The 18,640-nt window shown below is 73.0% G+C and carries 18 protein-coding genes and 1 pseudogene; 6 read left to right on the top strand and 13 right to left on the bottom strand.

Annotated elements, in window-relative coordinates:
- Window positions 1-47 precede the first annotated feature (47 nt).
- From EV562_RS00535 to EV562_RS00545, 3 genes are all read right to left on the bottom strand, one after another.
- Window positions 48-488, bottom strand: a complete 441-nt coding sequence (locus EV562_RS00535; RefSeq protein WP_133884617.1) for an OsmC family protein — start codon at window positions 486-488, stop codon at window positions 48-50.
- A 126-nt stretch (window positions 489-614) separates the two neighbouring features.
- Window positions 615-1,565, bottom strand: coding sequence for an SDR family NAD(P)-dependent oxidoreductase (locus EV562_RS00540; protein ID WP_133884618.1), 951 nt, complete (start codon window positions 1,563-1,565; stop codon window positions 615-617).
- Window positions 1,566-1,738: 173 nt separating this feature from the next.
- Window positions 1,739-2,662, bottom strand: a complete 924-nt coding sequence (locus EV562_RS00545) for an NADP-dependent oxidoreductase (RefSeq protein WP_133884619.1) — start codon at window positions 2,660-2,662, stop codon at window positions 1,739-1,741.
- A gap of 123 nt (window positions 2,663-2,785) precedes the next feature.
- Between EV562_RS00545 and EV562_RS00550 the strand changes: the two genes are divergently transcribed.
- The 5 genes from EV562_RS00550 (at window position 2,786) to EV562_RS00570 (ending at window position 8,246) form a co-directional block, all read left to right on the top strand.
- Window positions 2,786-3,817, top strand: coding sequence for a helix-turn-helix domain-containing protein (locus EV562_RS00550; RefSeq protein WP_133884620.1), 1,032 nt, complete (start codon window positions 2,786-2,788; stop codon window positions 3,815-3,817).
- 326 nt (window positions 3,818-4,143) lie between these two features.
- Window positions 4,144-6,462, top strand: coding sequence for a beta-L-arabinofuranosidase domain-containing protein (locus EV562_RS00555; protein WP_133884621.1), 2,319 nt, complete (start codon window positions 4,144-4,146; stop codon window positions 6,460-6,462).
- A 220-nt stretch (window positions 6,463-6,682) separates the two neighbouring features.
- Window positions 6,683-7,282: a helix-turn-helix domain-containing protein gene (locus EV562_RS00560; RefSeq protein ID WP_133884622.1), complete on the top strand. Its 600-nt coding sequence runs from the start codon at window positions 6,683-6,685 to the stop codon at window positions 7,280-7,282.
- Window positions 7,282-7,470, top strand: coding sequence for a hypothetical protein (locus EV562_RS00565; RefSeq protein WP_133884623.1), 189 nt, complete (start codon window positions 7,282-7,284; stop codon window positions 7,468-7,470). The genes EV562_RS00560 and EV562_RS00565 overlap by 1 nt, the downstream gene beginning before the upstream one ends.
- A gap of 110 nt (window positions 7,471-7,580) precedes the next feature.
- Entirely contained in the window at window positions 7,581-8,246 is a 666-nt protein-coding gene (locus tag EV562_RS00570) for a ThuA domain-containing protein (RefSeq protein WP_133884624.1), read from the top strand.
- An 87-nt stretch (window positions 8,247-8,333) separates the two neighbouring features.
- On the opposite strand, the gene EV562_RS00575 is transcribed toward EV562_RS00570, so the two are convergent.
- Together EV562_RS00575 and EV562_RS00580 are read right to left on the bottom strand one after the other, a co-directional pair.
- A complete protein-coding gene (locus tag EV562_RS00575; RefSeq protein WP_133884625.1) occupies window positions 8,334-9,020 on the bottom strand; it encodes a YoaK family protein in 687 nt (228 codons plus the stop codon).
- Between the two features lie 182 nt (window positions 9,021-9,202).
- Window positions 9,203-9,826, bottom strand: a complete 624-nt coding sequence (locus tag EV562_RS00580; protein ID WP_133884626.1) for a hypothetical protein — start codon at window positions 9,824-9,826, stop codon at window positions 9,203-9,205.
- 170 nt (window positions 9,827-9,996) lie between these two features.
- On the opposite strand from EV562_RS00580, the gene EV562_RS00585 reads away from it, so the two are divergent.
- Window positions 9,997-11,511, top strand: a complete 1,515-nt coding sequence (locus EV562_RS00585) for a helix-turn-helix transcriptional regulator (protein WP_133884627.1) — start codon at window positions 9,997-9,999, stop codon at window positions 11,509-11,511.
- A gap of 215 nt (window positions 11,512-11,726) precedes the next feature.
- On the opposite strand, the gene EV562_RS00595 is transcribed toward EV562_RS00585, so the two are convergent.
- The 8 genes and pseudogenes from EV562_RS00595 to EV562_RS00630 all read right to left on the bottom strand — a co-directional run bounded on the left by EV562_RS00595 (window position 11,727) and on the right by EV562_RS00630 (window position 18,594).
- Window positions 11,727-12,941 carry a nucleotide disphospho-sugar-binding domain-containing protein gene (locus EV562_RS00595; protein WP_133884629.1) on the bottom strand — a complete coding sequence of 405 codons (1,215 nt, stop codon included), beginning with the start codon at window positions 12,939-12,941 and terminating at the stop codon, window positions 11,727-11,729.
- Window positions 12,938-13,738: a MerR family transcriptional regulator gene (locus EV562_RS00600; RefSeq protein ID WP_133884630.1), complete on the bottom strand. Its 801-nt coding sequence runs from the start codon at window positions 13,736-13,738 to the stop codon at window positions 12,938-12,940. The genes EV562_RS00595 and EV562_RS00600 overlap by 4 nt, the downstream gene beginning before the upstream one ends.
- Window positions 13,739-13,765: 27 nt before the next feature.
- Window positions 13,766-14,002 (bottom strand): annotated as a pseudogene (locus EV562_RS35400) (hypothetical protein); the annotation flags it as partial.
- 121 nt (window positions 14,003-14,123) lie between these two features.
- Window positions 14,124-14,618, bottom strand: coding sequence for a potassium channel family protein (locus EV562_RS00610; RefSeq protein ID WP_133884631.1), 495 nt, complete (start codon window positions 14,616-14,618; stop codon window positions 14,124-14,126).
- A gap of 118 nt (window positions 14,619-14,736) precedes the next feature.
- Entirely contained in the window at window positions 14,737-15,288 is a 552-nt protein-coding gene (locus EV562_RS00615; RefSeq protein ID WP_133884632.1) for an EF-hand domain-containing protein, read from the bottom strand.
- 191 nt (window positions 15,289-15,479) lie between these two features.
- Complete coding sequence (locus EV562_RS00620; RefSeq protein WP_133884633.1) at window positions 15,480-15,740, bottom strand: helix-turn-helix transcriptional regulator; 261 nt, start codon at window positions 15,738-15,740, stop codon at window positions 15,480-15,482.
- Window positions 15,740-16,231: a DUF2975 domain-containing protein gene (locus tag EV562_RS00625; protein ID WP_133884634.1), complete on the bottom strand. Its 492-nt coding sequence runs from the start codon at window positions 16,229-16,231 to the stop codon at window positions 15,740-15,742. Before EV562_RS00625 ends, EV562_RS00620 begins: the two co-directional genes overlap by 1 nt.
- A 50-nt stretch (window positions 16,232-16,281) precedes the next feature.
- A complete protein-coding gene (locus EV562_RS00630) occupies window positions 16,282-18,594 on the bottom strand; it encodes an Orn/Lys/Arg decarboxylase N-terminal domain-containing protein (RefSeq protein ID WP_133884635.1) in 2,313 nt (770 codons plus the stop codon).
- Between the last annotated feature and the right edge of the window lie 46 nt (window positions 18,595-18,640).

The following is an 18,640-nucleotide window of genomic DNA, read 5'->3' on the forward strand; positions in this document are numbered from 1 at the left end:
ATGGGGCGAAAGGGGGTGGTGAGATCGAGTGCGCGGGCGTCGCGGGGTCAGGCTTCGGTGACGGTGGTGGTCACCGGCGTGCCGATCTCGACGGTCCTGCTCACGGTGCAGAGGCTGTCGTGCGAGGCCTTGACCGCACGGGGCAGGATCGCCCGGGCGCGCTCCGCTCCCTCACCCTCCGGGAAGGCCACGGTGAAGGCGACCTCCAGGTTCGTCATGCGGTTGCCCTGGTCGTCGCTGACCTTGTCCCCCCTCACCGTCACGGAGAACCCGGCGGGCTCGGCGTGACGGCCGGTGGCGACGTCGACGTCGACGGCCGTGCAGCCGCCGATCGCGGCCAGGAACAGCTCGACGGGGGTGAACGCGGTGCCCTGGTCGTCGTCCGAGGCCGTGCCGAAACTGATCGATCCGCCGCGTGCGTTGGTGGCCACGAAGCGGCCGCTGCCGGTGCGTTCGACGACGACGGAACGTTCCGAGTGTTCGCTCATGCCGCTCACACTAGCCACATCGACGCACCGGCTCACGGCACCGGTCCGGCACCGTGTCCGGGGTTGCCGGAGAGCCGGAGCGACACCGGCCGCTCCCCCGCGAGCCCGCCCGGGGCCCGTCCGCGTCTACCGGAAGCCGAGGTGCGGATCCGCGCCGGTCAGTTCTCCGCTGGCGGCCCACAGGCGCGCCGCGACGGCCGGGTCGGCCATGTGCGCGGGAACGGGCTCTCGCCGCGGTTTGCCGCGCAGTCCGAAAACCCTGGGGCCCCACAGCTGCCCGCCGCGCACGGCGGGGTCGAGGACGGCACGGACGAGGGGCCACGCCCCGGCGTACTTGCCCTGCACCACGAGCGCGGAGGGCAGGCCGCGTAGCCGCTCGCCGGGGGTGGTCTCGCTGACCTGTGGACGGGACGGGGTGAGGGAGTCCAGCGCGCCGCCGGGGTGGGCCACCACACTGAGCACCGGGCTGCCGACCGCACGAAGCCGGCGGTCGAGTTCGAAGCCGAAGCTCATCTGTGCCAGCTTCGACCGGCCGTAGGTGCGCTTGGGCCGGTAGTCGCGGGCCGACTGCAGGTCGTCGAGGTCCAGCCGTTCGGACCGCGCCGCGAAGCTCCCCACCGTCACGATCCGGCCCGCCGGCGCCGCGGCCAGGAGAGGCGCCAACCACTGGGTCAACGCGTAGTGGCCGAGATGGTTGGTGGCGAACATCAGCTCGTGGCCGTCGGCGGTCCGCCGGCGGGGCGGGTCGTCGAGCGCGACACCCGCGTTGTGGACCACCGCGTCGAGACCGTCCACGTCCAGCGCGCTCACTGCGCCTCTGAGGGACGACAGGTCGGCGAGGTCCAGTCTCAGGTGCCGCACCCGCGCGCCCGGAACGCGCGAGCGGATCGACGCCATGGCCCTGTCGGCCTTCGCAGGGTCACGGCTGCCGATGACGACGAGGGCACCGGTGGTGGCGAGCTGCTCCGCGACGAAGTAGCCGATGCCGGCGTTGCCCCCGGTGACGAGGAAATTCCTCCCCTCGGCGGACGGCAGCCGGTGAACGTCCCACGGTCGGTTCCGGGATGCGGAGGTCACGATGGCAGACTCCTTGCGCTGGCGGACGGGGTGCTCTCGGGCGGAGCACCGACTCGCCCAAGGTCGCACCGGCCGGCGACAGATCCCCGACGGATCGGCGACAGATCGCACTCACCACCGACAGATCGGTGACAGATCGCGCCCGCCGCCGACAGACGACCCGCACCCGGCCCTCAGGCCACCGTGAGCACGATCTTGCCGGTGGTCCGGCCCTGCTCGCCGATCTCGTGCGCCTTGGCGGCCTCGGCCAGCGGGAGGGCCGTCTCGACGACCGGCCGCACCGCGCCCCGTTCGACGAGCGCGGCGATCTCCCGCAGACCGTGGTGGTCCGGTTCGACCAGCATCCACGTCGCCAGCACTCCGTCGGGAGCGGCCGGGACGTCGTCGGGGCCGGGCAGCGTGATGAGGCGGCCGCCGTCGCGCAGGACGCCGATCGACCGCTCCGCCGTCCCGCCGCCGATCCCGTCCAGCACCACGTCGACGTCGGACACGGCGTCCTCGAACCGCACCGAGCGGTAGTCGATCATCTCGTCCGCGCCCAGCTCCCGCACCAGGGCGTGCTTGGCGGCACCGGCCGTGCCGATGACGTACGCGCCACGCGCCTTCGCGATCTGCACCGCCAGGTGTCCGACGCCTCCGGCCGCCGCGTGCACGAGGACCCGCTCGCCGGGCCGGACGTCCGCGGTGTCGACGAGGGCCTGCCAGGCGGTCAGTCCGGCGAGCGGCAGCGCCGCCGCCTCCGTGTGCGTCAGACCGGCCGGTTTGCGCGCCAGGTGCCGGGCCGGCGCCACGACGTACTCGGCGTACGCCCCTGCCTGGCGGGGGAACCTCGGCATCCCGAAGACCTCGTCGCCGGGGCGGAACAGGCCGACACCGGGGCCGACCGCCTCCACCGTGCCGGACACGTCCCAGCCGACCGCCGGTACGGCGTCCCAGCCGATGAGGGAGCCGGAGGCGCGGGTCTTCCAGTCGACGGGGTTCACGCCTGCCGCGTGCACGCGCACCAGGACCTCGTTCAGTCCGGGTTCCGGGCGCTCGACCTCGCGCTCGACGAGTTCCTCGGGTCCGCCCCACCGCTCCACGACCACCGCACGCATGTCTCTTCGTCCTTCGTATCGATCGGAGTGGCGCCGGGTGCTTCCCGGCGCCGCAGTTCACGATCGCCGGTCCGGACCCCGAACAGTGTTGGCCGTACGGCCACTGTGTGACAGGATTCGGCCATGGTGAGCGACGCACGGCGGACGGCGGTCCCGGCAGCGCGGGACGGCGGGGACGGGCCGCACCGGATCGCGGTGCTGGCCCTGCCCGGGGTCCCGCCCTTCGAGCTGGGCATCCCGTCCCGCGTCTTCGGCAGCGCGCTGGACGACGAGGGCCGTGCGCTGTACGAGGTCACCGTCTGCACCGCCGACGGCGGTCCCGTCCTGAGCGACGCGGGTTTCGCCGTACAGCCGGCCGCCGGTGCCGCGGCTCTCGCGGAGGCGGACACCGTGATCGTCCCGCCCACGCACGCCATGCCCGAGCTGGGCCGCGGGGGTCCGCTGCCGCCCGAGGTCACGGCCGCGATCGCGGGCATCCGGCCCGGTGCGCGGCTGGTGTCCATCTGTTCCGGCTCGTACGTGCTCGCGGCGGCCGGACTGCTCGACGGGCGGCCCGCCACCACGCACTGGAACCTGACGCCCGAGTTCCGTCGCGCCTATCCCCGGGTGAAGGTCGACGAGGACGTCCTGTTCGTCGACGACGGTGACGTGCTGACCTCCGCGGGCGTGGCCGCCGGGGTCGACCTGTGTCTGCACATGATCCGCAAGGACCACGGGGCCGCCGCCGCGAACCGGGCCGCCCGCATGTGCGTCGTGCCGCCCTGGCGGGACGGGGGGCAGGCGCAGTACATCGACCGTCCCATCCCGGACCCCACCGTGGCCGGCACCACCGACACGCGCGCCTGGGCGCTGGAACACCTCGGGGAACCGTTGTCCGTGGCGCGGCTCGCCGGGCACGCCAGGATGAGCCTGCGCTCCTTCAGCCGCCGGTTCCGCGACGAGGTCGGCATGACGCCGGTGCAGTGGCTCACCGCCCAGCGCCTGGAGCTGGCGAGGCAACTGCTGGAGACGACCGACCTGTCCGTCGACCTGGTCGCCCACCGGTCCGGTTTCGGCTCGGCCAACTCCCTGCGGGCGCACATGAGATCCACCTTCGGCGTCTCACCCGCCCACTACCGTCGCAGCTTCAGCTCACGCGCCGACGTCGGAGCGTAGGTTCCGCCCCTTCGGTCGGCGCCGGGCGCGGGTGACGGTGATGACCGCGGTACGGCGACCGCGCTTGGGGCCGGGGGCGCGCGGTTCGCCGCCCTGGGGTCGTTGTCCCCGGCCAGGAGGGCCGGCTGACGGGTCCGCCCGGGTTCCGGCCACCTGCGCCGGCCGCCGCGGACGGGGCGCCGGCAGGGCTGTCCCCGCCGAACGCATTGACGGTCCGTCGGCGTCGCCACTAGGGTCTCGACGATTTCACGAACAGCGTTCGACATAGCGAACAGCAGGGGTCCTTCCAACCGTCCTGCCCCTTCACGGAACGCAAAGGTGGTCTCATGCCCGCTCCCCTCAGCAGAAGGCGCATCCTCCAGCTCGCCGGGACGACGGCCGCCGCGAGCGCCGTCGGTCCACTCTCCGGCGGCTCCCCCGCCCACGGAGCGGCCCTCCCGCCGGCCCGGGCCGACATCGGGGCCCAGGTGTTTCCCTTCGACCTCGGCCAGGTCAGGCTGACCTCGAGCAGGTGGCTGGACAACCAGAACCGCACCCAAGCGTATCTGCGGTTCGTCGATGTCGACCGGCTGCTGTACAACTTCCGCGCCAACCACCGCCTGTCCACCAACGGTGCCCCCGCGACCGGCGGCTGGGAGGCCCCCGACTTCCCCTTCCGCAGCCACGTGCAGGGGCACTTCCTGACCGCCTGGGCGCAGGCGTACGCCGTGACCGGGGACACCGCCTGCCGGGACAAGGCCCTGTACATGGTGGCCGAGCTGGCCAAGTGCCAGGCCAACAACGGCGCCGCGGGCTTCGGTGCCGGATACCTCTCCGGCTACCCCGAGTCGGACTTCACCGCTCTGGAGTCCGGGACGCTGAGCAACGGCAACGTGCCGTACTACACGGTCCACAAGACGCTCGCCGGCCTGCTGGCCGTGTGGCGGCTCCTCGGCAGCACGCAGGCCCGTGACGTACTGCTCGCCCTCGCGGGCTGGGTCGACCGGCGCACCGGCCCGCTGGGCACCACCCGGATGCAGGCCGTCCTGGGCACGGAGTTCGGCGGTATGAACGCCGTCCTGACCGATCTGTGCCAGCAGACCGGTGACACGCGCTGGCTCGCCGTGGCCCAGCGGTTCGACCACGCCGCGGTGTTCGACCCGCTGGCGGCCGGCCAGGACCGGCTGTCCGGACTGCACGCCAACACCCAGGTGCCGAAGTGGATCGGTGCGGTGCGCGCGTACAAGGCCACCGGCAGCACGCGTTACCGGGACATCGCCACCAACGCCTGGAACATGTGCGTCACCACCCACACCTACGCCATCGGCGGCAACAGCCAGGCGGAACACTTCCGTGCCCCGAACGCCATCGCCGCGCACCTCGCGAACGACACCTGCGAGAGCTGCAACACCGTCAACATGCTCGGTCTCACCCGGGAACTGTTCGCGCTGACACCGGACCGGGCGGCACTGTTCGACTACTACGAGCAGGCGTGGCTCAACCACATGATCGGCCAGCAGAACCCGGCCGACCCGCACGGCCACGTCACCTACTTCACCCCGCTGAGGCCAGGCGGCCGGCGGGGTGTCGGCCCGGCGTGGGGCGGCGGCACCTGGAGCACCGACTACACCACCTTCTGGTGCTGCCAGGGCACCGGACTGGAGATGCACACACGGCTGATGGACTCCGTCTACTTCCACGACGGCGGCACCACCCTGACCGTGAACCTGTTCGTCCCCTCGGTCCTCACCTGGACCCGGCGCGGCATCACCGTCACGCAGACCACCGCGTACCCGGCGAGCGACACCACGACGCTGCGGGTCACCGGCGACGCGGGCGGCACCTGGGCGATGCGCGTCCGCATCCCCGGCTGGACCACCGGTGCCGTCATCAGCGTCAACGGCGTCGCGCAGAACGTCGCCGCCGGCCCCGGGACCTACGCGACCCTCAGCCGCGCCTGGGCCTCCGGGGACACCGTCACCGTCCGCCTGCCGATGCGCACCGTCGTACGGCCGACAGCCGACAACCCGGGCGTCGGCGCCGTCACCCACGGTCCGGTCACCCTGTCCGGCGACTACGGGGACACCGCCCTGTCCGCCCTCCCCGCACTGGACGTCGCCTCGATCAGACCGACCGGTTCCACCGGGCTCGCCTTCACCGCCACCGCGAACGGCGCCCCTGTGGACCTGGGACCCTTCCACGACGCCCACGGGCACAACTACACCGTCTACTGGAACACCAGTGGCCTCGCCTCCGTCCGCATCGCCAACGCCGCCGGCGGTCTGGTGCTGGGCATCCAGGACATGTCCACCGCCGACGGCGGCCGTGCCCTGCTCTGGACCGACTCCGGGACCGCCGACCACGACTGGGAGATGGTGCCCGACGCCGGCGGCACGCATCGTCTGCGCAACGTCCACAGCGGCAAGGTGCTGGGCGTGCTCGACATGTCCACGGCCGACGGCGCCACCGTGCTGCAGTGGACGGACAACGGCACCGCCGACCACCGGTGGACGGTCCACGACCTGGGCGACGGGACCTGCACGATCCGCAACGCCCACAGCGGGAAGCTGCTCGCGGTCCGAAACGGCTCCCCCGCGGTCGGCGCCTTCGTCGTCCAGGACGCGGACGACGGTACGGCCGACAACCGCTGGCGCATCGTGCGCTGACCGGCATCGGCCGGTGCCGCCGCCTCAGCCGGCCGGCGGGATCGACTCCTCGTGCAGCAGGTCGTCCCGTCGCTCGGGGGTGGCGTGGCGGGCCGACCTGCGCGGCCGCCCCGTCCGGTGAGGGGCGCGGGGCGCAACCGCCGAGACCGCCGGCCCTTCCGGAGAACTTGATGCAAAGACTCCGTTGCAAGTACTTCTTTGCAACGCTATCTTTGTAGGCATGAACGAGCCCCAGGACTCACCCGTCCGCAATCTCGATGCCCGATCCCTGCGTGGGCTCGCACATCCCCTGCGCATGCAGCTGCTGGACGCCCTGCGCTTCGGCGGCCCCGCCACCGCGTCCCAACTCGCCGGGAAGCTGGGCGAGTCGAGTGGTGCGACCAGTTACCACCTGCGGCAGCTCGCCCTCCACGGTTTCATCGAAGACGCCCCCGAGCGCGGCAAGGGCCGGGAGCGCTGGTGGAAGGCGGTCCACACCGGCCTGCGCTTCGACGACGCCCTGCTCACGGACGCCCGCCCGGACGTGCGCGGTGCTGCCGACCTGTACATCCACGAGGTCGCCACCACCCAGGCCCGGGACCTGTCGACCTGGCTCGGCAACCGCCCGGCATGGCCGGAGGAATGGAACCGTGCCTGGGACATGAGCAGCGCGACGCTGCGGCTGACGCCCGAACTGACCCTGGAACTCGTCGAGAAGATGCACGCGCTCGTCGACACCTACCGCGACCGGGCCGCCGACGAGGACGACACCGACACCGCCCAGGTACGCATCCACACCCATGCGTTCCCCCTCACCACGGAAGTGAAAGGCACAGCCTGATGCATCCCGAGACGCACCTCGCCCTGCACCATGTCCGCACTGCCGAACTCCGTGCCGAAGCCGACGCGTACGGTCTCGTCGCGGCGGCCCGGAAACCCCGGCACCTTCGTACCCGGCTCGGCTGGGCCCTCGTGGGGGTCGGCCTGCGGCTGGCCACCAATCCCAGGACGGCCGTCGCCCTTCCCTAGCACCGCTCACGACGCCGCCCCTGCCGTGGTCGTCGCTCGACGCGAACGTGTCGGGGGTACCGGCGGCCCGTGATGGGCACGTTGAGGATGCTTCGAGGAGGGAGCCCCACATGAGGACGCGCAAAGCCCTGGTGGTCCGCGGCGGATGGGAGGGCCACGACCCGGTCGGCTGCACCGAGGAGGTGATGCCCGCACTGGAGCGTGCGGGGTTCGAGATCGCGGTCGCCGAGGACCTGGCGGTGTACGAGGACGCGGAGGTGCTCGCCGCCACGGACCTCGTCGTGCACTCCTGGTCGGAGGGCGGGCTGACGGCGGAGCAGGAGGCGAACCTGGTCGACGCCGTCGAGGCGGGCACCGGCTTCGCCGGCTGGCACGGCGGCGTGGTCGCCACGAACGTCGCCGACCCCCGCTACCTGCGGATGGTCGGGGGCCGCTTCCTGTGGCACCCGGAGGGCTTCCAGGAGTTCACCGTACGGATCGCCGCCGCGCCGGACCGGGACGGGACGATCACCGAGGGCATCGCGGACTACGACGTGGAGACCGAGCACTACTGGGTGCTGACGGACTCACTCAACACCGTCCTCGCCACGTCCGTGCTCACCCCGGAGGCCACGGACCCGTGGGACGGCCCCGTCGAGTTCCCCGTGGTGTGGACGCGCCGCTGGGGAGCGGGGCGGGTCTTCGTCTGCACCCTCGGCCACCGCGTCGCGGACCTCCGGGTACCGCAGACGGCGGCGATCGTCCGCCGCGGGCTCGTGTGGGCGGCGCGCGCGTGACGCCCCGCTACCCGACGACGTTCCGGTCGGCCGCCCGGTCTGACGGCCGGGTTCCCCGGCTCCGGGACGGAGGCTGGGTGCGGCGCGTCAGGCCTCCTGCCGGGTCCTCGTACGGGCGGGCACGACGAGCCATGCCGCCGTCACCAGCAGCGCCGGGAGCAGCGGGGCGGCGGCGGGCAGCAGGCGCTCGACGAGGGTGGCGGCGGCCGCGCCGAGGATCAGGAGCACCATCGTGACGAGGACGCTCCACCGGATGCGCCGGGCCGTCACCGCGTCGCTCACGGCGCCGGTCAACAGCCCCGTCAGGTAAGCGGTCGGCGCGTGCGCGCCCATCGAGACACGCACGCCGGTGTTCTGGCAGCCCATCGCGGCCGCCACCGTCCCCAGCATCACCGTGCGGCCACCGCCCGAGGGGCCTCCGTCCACGGCGAGCCACCACGCCACGGCCGCCCACAGCAGGAGGAGTTCGAGAAGCATGAAGTCGGCCGGCCGCGAGCGTCCGCCGAGCCGGGCGCGGCCTGCCGTCCAGGCGGCTGCCGCCGCACCGAGCACGTAGCAGACGACCGCGACTGCGGCCAGGCCGCCGAGTGTCCGGTCTCCGCCGCCCAGACCGACCCCGATCAGCGCCGAGTTGGCGGTGACCACGCTGGTGAAGACCCCGCCCAGGGAGAGGAAGCCCCAGGCGTTGACGGCGCCGGCGGAGAAGGTCAGCAACCGCGCCGCCCAGGTCTGCGCGTACCGCCGCGACCCCGGCGGGAGACCCCCGCGCCGCATACCCTCCGTGGTCCTCTCCTCGCCTCGACCGGCCCGGACGGAATCCTCGCCGACCGGGGCGGCGGCACGGGCCACGACACGCACTCCGTTCGCGCCTCGTGGCCGGCGGACGACCGAGAGGGGCCGTCCTCCCCACCCCCGTGGGGGGAGGACGGCCCCGGTCCTTCGAGGTGGCCGACCGGTCAGTAGAGCTTGGCGACGGCCGTGGTGGTGGTCTTCTTGAAGGCGGCCACGGGCGCGTCGGTGAAGTCGCCCATCTGCCCCCACTCGACGACGGTGACGGTCCTGCCGTCCCTCCCGACCGAGAACAGGGAGATGTCGGTGGCGCCCCAGGACGTCTCGGTGTGCAGGCCCCGGACCCGGGCCCCCTCCTCGACCGCGAGCGTGCCGTAGTCGCGGCCCTCGGCCTCGACGTCGGGCGTGGACTCCTCGATGCGGTCGGCGCAGGTGCGGATCAGGTCGTCGTAGTGCTTCGCCAGGGCCTTCGCCTGAGCGGCCGTACCGGCCACGACGGTCAACTGCACGGCGCCGGTGTCCAGGTCGGTCCGGAACTGCCGGTAGCGGTAGTCGAAGGAGGGCACGCCCTCCGTGCTCACACAGAGGCCGAGTTCCTCCGGGAACCCGTCGGTGACCGGCCCGGCGGTCCAGGAGGACGTCGGGTGCGGCGGCAGTTGGGACGCGGACAGGAACGTGGGCGCGGCGGCCTTCGGTGCGGCGCCGGCGGCCGGAGCCATGAGGACGGTGCCGGCCGTGAGCGCGGCGGCGGTGAGCGCGGTGAGCGCGCTCACCGGAATGCGCAAGGACATGGATGTTCCCCCGTGGATGACGCGTGGACGTGGAGGCCGTGGCGGGCCGGTCGGGCCCGGTCCTGGCCGGTGCGGCACCGAAAGCATCGGCGGTCACGGCGGCCCGACGCAACAGCGGACGGCCGGTCGGCCGCCATGGAACCATCCCAGCCCATCTGACGTGCAGGTACATGGGGTGCCTGGGATACGTCCCGGGCCGGACGAGGTCGTACGAGGACGGGGTGGGACCTGTGTCGGCACAGGAGGACGGCGACGGCATCGACGACGTGGCCGAGTTCGCGGCGCTGCTGCGGGCGCTGAAGGAGCGCACGGACCGCAGTTACGGCTCGCTGGCCCGCCGTCTGGGCATGAACACCTCGACGCTGCACCGCTACTGCGCGGGCGACGCGGTGCCGCTCGACTTCGCGCCCGCGGAACGCTTCGCGGCGCTGTGCGGGGCGACGCCGGAGCAGCGCCTGGAACTCCACCACCGTTGGCTCCGGGCGGTGGCGGCCCGTCACCGGCCTCGTACGGCGGGGGCACAGGCGGGGGCCCCCGGCGCGGCGGCCGCGAACGCCGTGGACGGGGCGGCCCACGAGCCGGGCACAGCGGCGGCGGACGTCCCCGGACCGGGCACGGCACGAGCGGCCGACGGCGGCCCGGGCGCCGCCCCTGACACCGCGCCGAAGGTCACCGGCAGCCCGGGCAACGGAGCGGACCCGGCGCCCGGGCCGCCCCTGGCGCCTGCTCCCCGGCTGCCGAGCCGCCTGCGGCACGGCCGTGGCCGGCTCGTGGTCGCCCTGGCCTCCGTCGGCGCGGCGCTCGCCACGCTCGTGGCCCTGTCCGTGCTGCCCGACGAGGGGCCGACGTCCGCCGACGGCCCCGCGCGGCTCGCCCGCCCCACGGCGGCCCGTGCGACGGAGTCCGGTGCAGCCGAGCGGCGGAGCGCCTCGCCCAGCCCGAGCGGCGCTCCCACCCCCGGCACCTCCGAGCGGCCTTCGGGCTCCGCCACCGCCCCGGGGACGAAGCCGGGCACCTCTCCCTCCCCCGGCGCGACATCCGCCCCGCCGCACAGCGAACAGCCCGCCGGACCTCCGCTCGCCTGGTCCGTCAGTTCCCACGCCTGGAAGCTCGGTTGCGGTCACGACTACGTCATCGCCAAGCCGCCCGGCCAGGTTCCCCCTCCTCCCGCCCCGCAGGACGCGGCACCCTGGGCGGCGACGCAGAACGCGGTGCACGGCGGCGAGACCCTCGTGCAGCTGTCGGTGCAGGGGCGCAGTGACACGGCCGTCGTGCTGGAGGCGCTGCGCGTGCGCGTGGTCGGCCGTACGGCACCGGCCGAGGGCAACGCCTACGCCATGGACCAGGGCTGCGGCGGCTCGATCACTCCCCGGTCCTTCGCGGTGGACCTGGACAAGGACCGCCCCATCGCCCGCGCGGTCGCCGGGAACGACGCCGGCACACCGATCCCGGCCGTGCGCATGCCCTACCGCGTCTCGGCGAAGGACCCCGAGGTGCTCCTGATCACGGCCGGGACCAGCGCGTGCGACTGCCGCTGGTACCTCGAGCTGGACTGGTCCTCCCAGGGCCGCACCGGCACCGTACGCATCGACGACGGCGGCCGCCCGTTCCGCACCAGCGCCATCACGGGCCTGCCCAGGTACGTGTACGACACCCTGGCACGCCGGTGGGGGCCCTACAGCTGAGCCGGCCGTGCGGGCCGCCCCCGCACCGGCCCGCACGGCGGACCGGGTCGCGGTACACGGTTCACCACCGACCCCAGCGTCGGCTTGTGCGCGTACACACCGGAGCTTGTGCCCGTACACACCGCGGAGTGCGTCGGAGTGCGCAGCGGGCCGGCTGTGTCGGAGCCGCTGTCGGACGGCAGCGGACCGGCCGCGGACACCGCGCGGAATCGGCGTCATCCGTCGGTCAGTTGCCGGATGGTCCGGAGTGTCCGGCCTGCTCCGTCCTCGCTCGCCATGTGCTTCGCCGCACGTGCGGCGGCCCGGCTGTACGCCTGCTGCTGCACTGTCCGGCCGAGTGAGTCGGCGAGCCGTTCCGCGGTGAGTGACCGGAAGGGGATGGGGTCGGTGGCGGCGCCGAGGGCGGCGAGTCGCGCCGCCCAGAACGGCTGGTCCGCGGTCACCGGCACGGTGACCGCGGGTACTCCGGCGCGCAGCGCGGCGGCCGAGGTGCCGGCCCCGCCGTGGTGGACCACCGCGGCCAGCCGGGGAAAGAGCAGTGCGTGCGGCACGTCCCCGATGGTGAGTACGTCGTCCCCCTCGGCGGCGAGCCCGGCGCTGCCGGCCTGGAGGATGCCCCGCAGCCCGGCGCGGCCCAGGGCGCGCACGGCGATCTCGCTCAGCCGTGCCCCGTCGCCGGACGCCATGCTCCCGAAGCCGACGAGGACGGGCTTGGGGCCCGCGCTCAGGAAGTCCTCGATCTCGGCGGGAAGGCGTTCGGTCGCGGCGTGATGGGGCCACCAGTTGCCGGCGACCTGCAGTCCTGAGCGCCAGTCGGAGGGGCGTGACACCAGGGCCGTGCTGAAGCCGTGCAGGACGGGCCAGTTCGCCCGTTCCTGGCGTCGCCGCATCTCGGAAGGGGAGACCGGGGGAAGCGACAGGTGCCTGCGCAGTTGTGCGACCGCCGGTTCGTAGACGCGGTCGGCCATGCGCAGGGCGAAGCGTCCCGTCGCCCGGTTGGCGAGGCGGCCCAGTGAGCGGGAGCCCGTGACGACGGGTGGGAAGTCCCCGGTCGGCGCGGTGGGCTGGAGGTAGACGCCGATGCTCGGTGTGCCCGTTGCCTCGGTGAGGTGCCAGCCGAGCGGGGCGGTGGTGGCCGACAGCAGGAGCAGGTCCGCGCCGTTGTCCACCGCGTCGGCGAACCCCCGGCCCAGCTCGGTGACGAACGCGGCGGCGGTCCGCATCAGTTCGCGTCTGCCCGTGCCGCCGCCCCGGGTCCCCGTGTCGGTGGGCAGGCTGCGGAATTCCAGTCCCGCGTCGCGTACGAGCGGGGCGAAGGTGCCGGTGGCGGCGAGGACGACGTCGTGTCCGGCTCTGCTCAGTTCGGCGCCCAGGCCCGTGTACGGGGCGACGTCGCCGCGCGATCCGGCCGCGGCGATCATGATCCTCATCGTTCCTCCTCTAAGACGGGGGTGGTGCCCGCGTGCCGGGCGGCGTTGGCGTGGACCGCCTCGCGCGTGTAGGCGGCCAGACCCGGGCGCTGCTGCGACGGCGGTACGACCAGCGCGAATGCGCGTGGGTCGGTGACGAAGTCGTCCGCGATCCGCCGATGCATGTCGGGCGGGCAGGCGGTGAACCAGCGCGCGATGTGAAGGCGGTGTTCCTCGGCGAGGTCCATGGCCCGTTCGCCGTCGCTCGGCTCCCCCTCGTCGAAGACCTCCAGCAGCTCCGCGCGCCAGGCGGCGGCCTCGCCCATGAGCCGGCGCCAGTCCTCCTTGGTGTGCGCGGCGGCGCGTGCCATGGACTCGCGCTGCCCCTCCGATCGCGACCGTTTCAGCTCCGCCTCGGTGGCGTAGCTCAGGTCGAAGGTGACCTCGCCGAAGACCTCGAAGCGTTCCTGCGAGGTCAGGGACACCCCGGTCTTCTGGACCTCGATCGCCCGTTCCGCCACTTCGGCCAGCCGCTGCAGCCTGGCGATCTCCTCATGCAACTGCCGCTGCCGGGCCCGGAGCCGTTCCAGGTGATCCACCTCCGGATCCTTGAAGATCGCGGCGATCTCGTCGAGGGGGAAGCCGAGCTCACGGTAGAAGAGGATCTGCTGGAGACGGACCAGGTCGCCCTCGCCGTAGAGCCGGTATCCGGCTCGGCTGCGGTCGCCGGGCGACAGCAGGCCCGCCTTGTCGTAGTGATGCAGTGTCCGCACGGTCACCCCGGCGAAGGCCGCGACCTGCCCCACGGAGTAGCTCATCCACCTGCCCTTTCGTCGGCACGAGTCTCAAGCCTGACGTAGGGGGAGGGTCAACTCGCCCTCGAAGGGACGGGCGTCACGAGGGGTGCTACGGAGCGGGATCCTCAGGCGGAAGACGGCCCCCGGGCCGGGGGCGTGCCCGGCGGTGAGGTCGGCGTCGCGGGCACGAGCGATCTGGCGGGCCGCGGCAAGGCCCGGCCGGATCCGGGCGGGGACCGGGGGGGCGCGGGCGCGGTAGGAGCGGTCGAAGACGCAGGGGAGGTTCCCGTCGGGGAGCCCGGCCGTGGTCAGTGCGTGCGAGGCGGTGACGGCCCCCCGACGATCGATGAGGCTGGCAGCACCGGGGTCACGGCCCGCGTGCCCGCCGTTCTCCCCGTGCGGGCCGTCACCGGGGTTGGCCGCCGCGGTGGTCGTCGAGCCGTCGCTCCAGCCGGTCGAAACGCTCGTGCAGCGCTCGGGTCGCCTGCGTGTACACCTCTTCGGCCGCCTTCTCGGTGTGGCGCACGAAGTGACCCCGGCGTTCCTGTTCCCTCCCGACGAACCAGGTGGCCAGGGCTGCGGTGACCAGACCGAAGGACGTGATCCCGGCGACCATCACCACCACGGCCACGATGCGTCCCCACAGGGTCACGGGATAGAGGTCGCCGTAGCCGACGGTCGTCGCGGTCTCCACGGACCACCACAGGGCCCGCGGATAGGTGGTCAGCTGCGCCCCCGGTGCGCCGCGCTCGGCGAGGACGGCGAAGTACGAACCCACGAGGACCACGATCACCAGGAGGGCCGCGGCGGCGCACGAAGCCTTCAGGTGCAGCGACCTGCCCTGGCGTCCGAGCAGGAGGTCGACCAATCTGGCCAGGAGACCGGACAGCATGCGTGGCATGCTCCGTCACGGGTTCACCCGGAGAGGCGACAACGCGCCGTGCCCAGTCGATCCCACCCGAACAGAGGCATGCGGTACGGCGACGCGACGGGCGGGGAGCGCTGCGCGTTCTCGGGTCTCAGCGGGGTGAACGGCCCGCCACGGGGCCGCACATGTAGTTGCCCGGCTCGGCCGGGTCGTCGCTGGTCCAGAACTGGATCCACAGTGCGGCGAATTCGGACCGGCCGAGATGCCCGTCGGCGTCCTGGTCGAGCCGGTCGAACACGTCCTCCGTCGTGGTCTCCCGTCCGTGCCACAGGTCGATCAGCTGCTGGTGCTCGCTCCGGGAGATGCGGCCGTCGCCGTTCTCGTCCACCGCGTCGAAGACCGTGTCGGCGGTGGCGGCGACCGCACCCCGCATGGAGGGCAGCCGGTCGACCATGGCGAGGAGGTCGTCCATGTCGATCCTGCCGTCGTGGTCCGAATCGACGGTCTCCGCCAGTTGCTGCCACCACCCCAGCAGCACGCTCTCCACCCGCGTCGCCAGCTCCGCGTCCGTCCTCACGCGCGGCAGGCGGCCCCATCGCGTGGCGAGGGCCTCGAAGTCCTCCTCTTCCAGGTAGCCGTCGCCGTTCACGTCGAAGGCGTCGAACATGTCCTGCAGCTTGCTCCGCTGAAACTCACTGGCCATCACAAGCCCCCTTCTCTGCGGTGCTGAGGGGATGATGTCCGCGCGCGCGGGCCGCCCAACGGCTTGTGGGAGCGCGAAGAGTCCCTGTGACGCCTCCGGGTGCCGGGCGAATGCACCGAGCGCCTGTTTGGGACGACGGCGAAGCGGTCGGTGTCCGGCGTCGCCGGGGCGTGAGTCCGGGCGGCGCGGGGCTAGGAGCCCGGGCCGGTGGCGGACGCCGCCCCCGACGGGACGTCCTCGGCCGGCGCGGCGGCCTCCCAGCGCAGCAGGTCACCCGGCTGGCAGTCCAGCACCTCGCACAGGGCCGCGAGCGTGGTGAACCGCACCGCCTTGGCGCGGCCGTTCTTGAGCACGGCCAGGTTGGCGGGGGTGATGCCGACCCGGTCCGCCAGCTCCCCCACGGACATCTTGCGCCTGGCCAGCATCACGTCGATGTCCACGACGATCGGCATCAGATCACCTCGGCCAGCTCGGCCCGCAACCGCGACGCCTCGATGTCCCGCGCGACGGCCTGGGCGAGCAGCATGCGCATCACCAGGACGACGAGCGCGACGCCGAAGACGGCCAGCGCCGCCCCGCACAGCAGGAGCACGACACCCGGGGCGACGGCCTCGCCCGGCGCCAGGACGACGCCGAGCGCGAACACCAGCAGGGAAGCGGCCAGGAAAGCTCCGATCACCCAGTGCACGTAGCGGAAGGCGGCGAGGGAGAAGACGGTGCCGCGTCGCACCATCGTCACCAACCGCCACACGCAGACCAGGACGACCTGGGCCGCCACCACGCCGAGGACCACGACCACGAGGATCGGGACGAGCCGGCCGGAGAGGGCACTGCCCTCGATGTCGGCGGCCAGCAGGACGGCCATCACCGTCTGCACGAACACCGAGCCGGCGAGCAGTGCCGCGAGCACAGCGCGCAGGGCGAGCACGGTCAGTTTTCCCATCGCCACTCCTTCGATCGAACTACGATGGGAATCTATCGCTTTTCGATAGGTCAGGCAAGGCGCAGGCACTCGATCCGGTAGTCGCCGCTGTCGGGGTCCCGCTCCACTCCGTGGGTCTCGCTGTGGAAGCCGGGGAAGCGGCGGTCGAAGGACTCCAGTGCGCTCATGTAGCGCAGCAGGGGGCCGTCGGGATCGCCCACCGCCTCGCCCGGCATCAGCACCGGGATGCCCGGCGGGGTGACGGTCACCATGGCCGCCGCCACCCGGCCGGACGCCTGCCCCAGCGGCACCCGCTCGGTACCGCCGCGCAGCAGGCGCTGGTAGCAGTGCTGCGGCGGGACCACGGGCGCCGGCAGCTCCTGGAAGGCCCGGTCGAGCAGCTCGACCAGGCGTACGGAGCGCAGCTGCCCGTGCATCTCCTGGCACAGCTCGCGCAGGCCCCGTCCCGCGTAACGTCCCGGGTGCCCGGCGGTCAGGCCGGGCAGCACACGGTCGAGCGGCGCGTCGGCGTCGTACAGGGCCTTGAAGTCCATCAGCGCGTCCAGCAGGGTGCCCCACTTCCCCTTGGTGATGCCCATGGAGAACAGGACGAGCGTGGTGTAGCTGTCCGTCTTCTCCACCACGATGTCCCGGGTGGCGAGATAGGCGGTGAGCACTCGGGCCGGGATGCCCCAGTCGGCCATGTCGCCCGTGGCGTCGACTCCCGGGCAGGTCAGGGTGACCTTGACCGGATCGAGCATGCAGTAGCCCCGCGTCAGCCCCGGGAAGCCGTGCCAGGCCGCCCCGGGTTCCAGGTGCCAGCAGGACGGCTCGGTGCGCAGCAGGTCCGCCGGGGCCTCCTCGAAGGGCAGCCGATCGCCGTTCGCCGGGTCCGTCACCGCATCCGGCTGCCACACGCCGAAGAACCACGGCGGCCGGTCCCCGGCGGCCTCGATACGTCGCCGCACCCGCACCATCTCCTGCCGGAACCGGACGGCCTCGGTCACCGCCTCGTCCACCAGGCACTCGCCCTGCGGGCCGTCCATCATGGCGGCCGCCACGTCCAGCGACGCGATCATCGGATACAGCGGGGAGGTGGTGCCGTGCATCATCAACGCCTCGTTGAACCGGTGATGCTCCACCGGCGCCCGCGGTGCGGGCCGCACGTGCACCATGGCGCTCTGGGACAGCGCGGCCAGCAGCTTGTGGGTGGACTGCGTGGCGAAGACGGTGGGACGCTCGGGCCCGGGGAAACCGGCCGGGCCGACGGACATGCCGTACCGGCCGGCGTACAGCGGGTGGAAGCGCGCGTAGGCGAACCACGCCTCGTCGAAGTGCAGCCGCGGCGTGCTGGCGGCGAAGGCCCGTGCCGTTGCCAAGGCGTCGTAACACAGGCCGTCGTACGTCGAGTTGGTGAAGACGGCGTACTCCGCGCCCTCGGACGACGCCTCGCGGGCCAGTGGGTTGGAGCTGATCCGGGCGGTGACCGAGGCGGCGTCGATCTCCGCCGGGGGCAGCGGCCCGGCGAGGCCGTAGCCGTTGCGGGTGGGCACCAGGTAGACGGGGCGAGCCCCGGAGACGACCAGCCCGTGCAGCACGGACTTGTGGCAGTTGCGGTCCACCAGGGCGATCTCGTCCCGGGCGACGCTGAAGTGCCCCACCACGCGATTGCACGTGGAGTCGCCCTGGAGGACGAAGTAGGTGAGGTCCGCGCCGAAGACCCGGGCGGCGTTGCGCTCGGCCTCGCCGATGGGGCCCGTGTGCTCGAAGAGGGAGCCGAGCGCCTCGACCGAGATGGAGAGGTCGCTGCGCAGCAGCCGCTCACCGAAGTAGTCGTGGAAGGCCCGCCCCACGGGCGATTTCAGGAAGGCGACTCCCCCGGCGTGCGCGGGTGTGTGCCAGGAGTAGGCGTGCGCGTCGTCGAAGCGTCGCAACGCGCGGAAGAACGGTGGGAGGACGGCCTCCTGGTAGGCGCGGGCGGCGGCGGTGACCCGCCCGGCGATGAAGGACGGGGTGTCCTCCAGGGGCCAGACGTATCCGACGACCGATTCCGACACCCACAGCGGCAGGTCCCGCACGCCCTCGTCCGCCATGACGAGGAACACCGGCAGACGGTGGAAGCGGCGGCCGATGTGACGCAGGACGGCGGCGCCGCCGGACTCGGCGTCAGCGCGGCCGCCGGCCGGCAGGTCCCAGGCCACCAGCGCGGCCGCCACCCCCGCCTCGGTACGCAGCACGGCGTCCGCGTCACCGGCGTCGGACACCCAGCGCACAGCGCACCCGCCCGCCTCGATCCCGTCCCGGATCCTGCGCAGCTGCCCCGCGCCCACGCCCTCACCGCGTGCCTGCTCCGGCACCGCGATCAGAATGGTGCTGTCGGTCATGTGCTCCCCCTCCCCATGCCCCGCGGCCCCGCCTCACCGGCGGACC

The sequence above is a fragment of the Streptomyces sp. BK208 genome (assembly GCF_004364245.1).
In the GTDB taxonomy this organism is placed as follows: domain Bacteria; phylum Actinomycetota; class Actinomycetes; order Streptomycetales; family Streptomycetaceae; genus Streptomyces.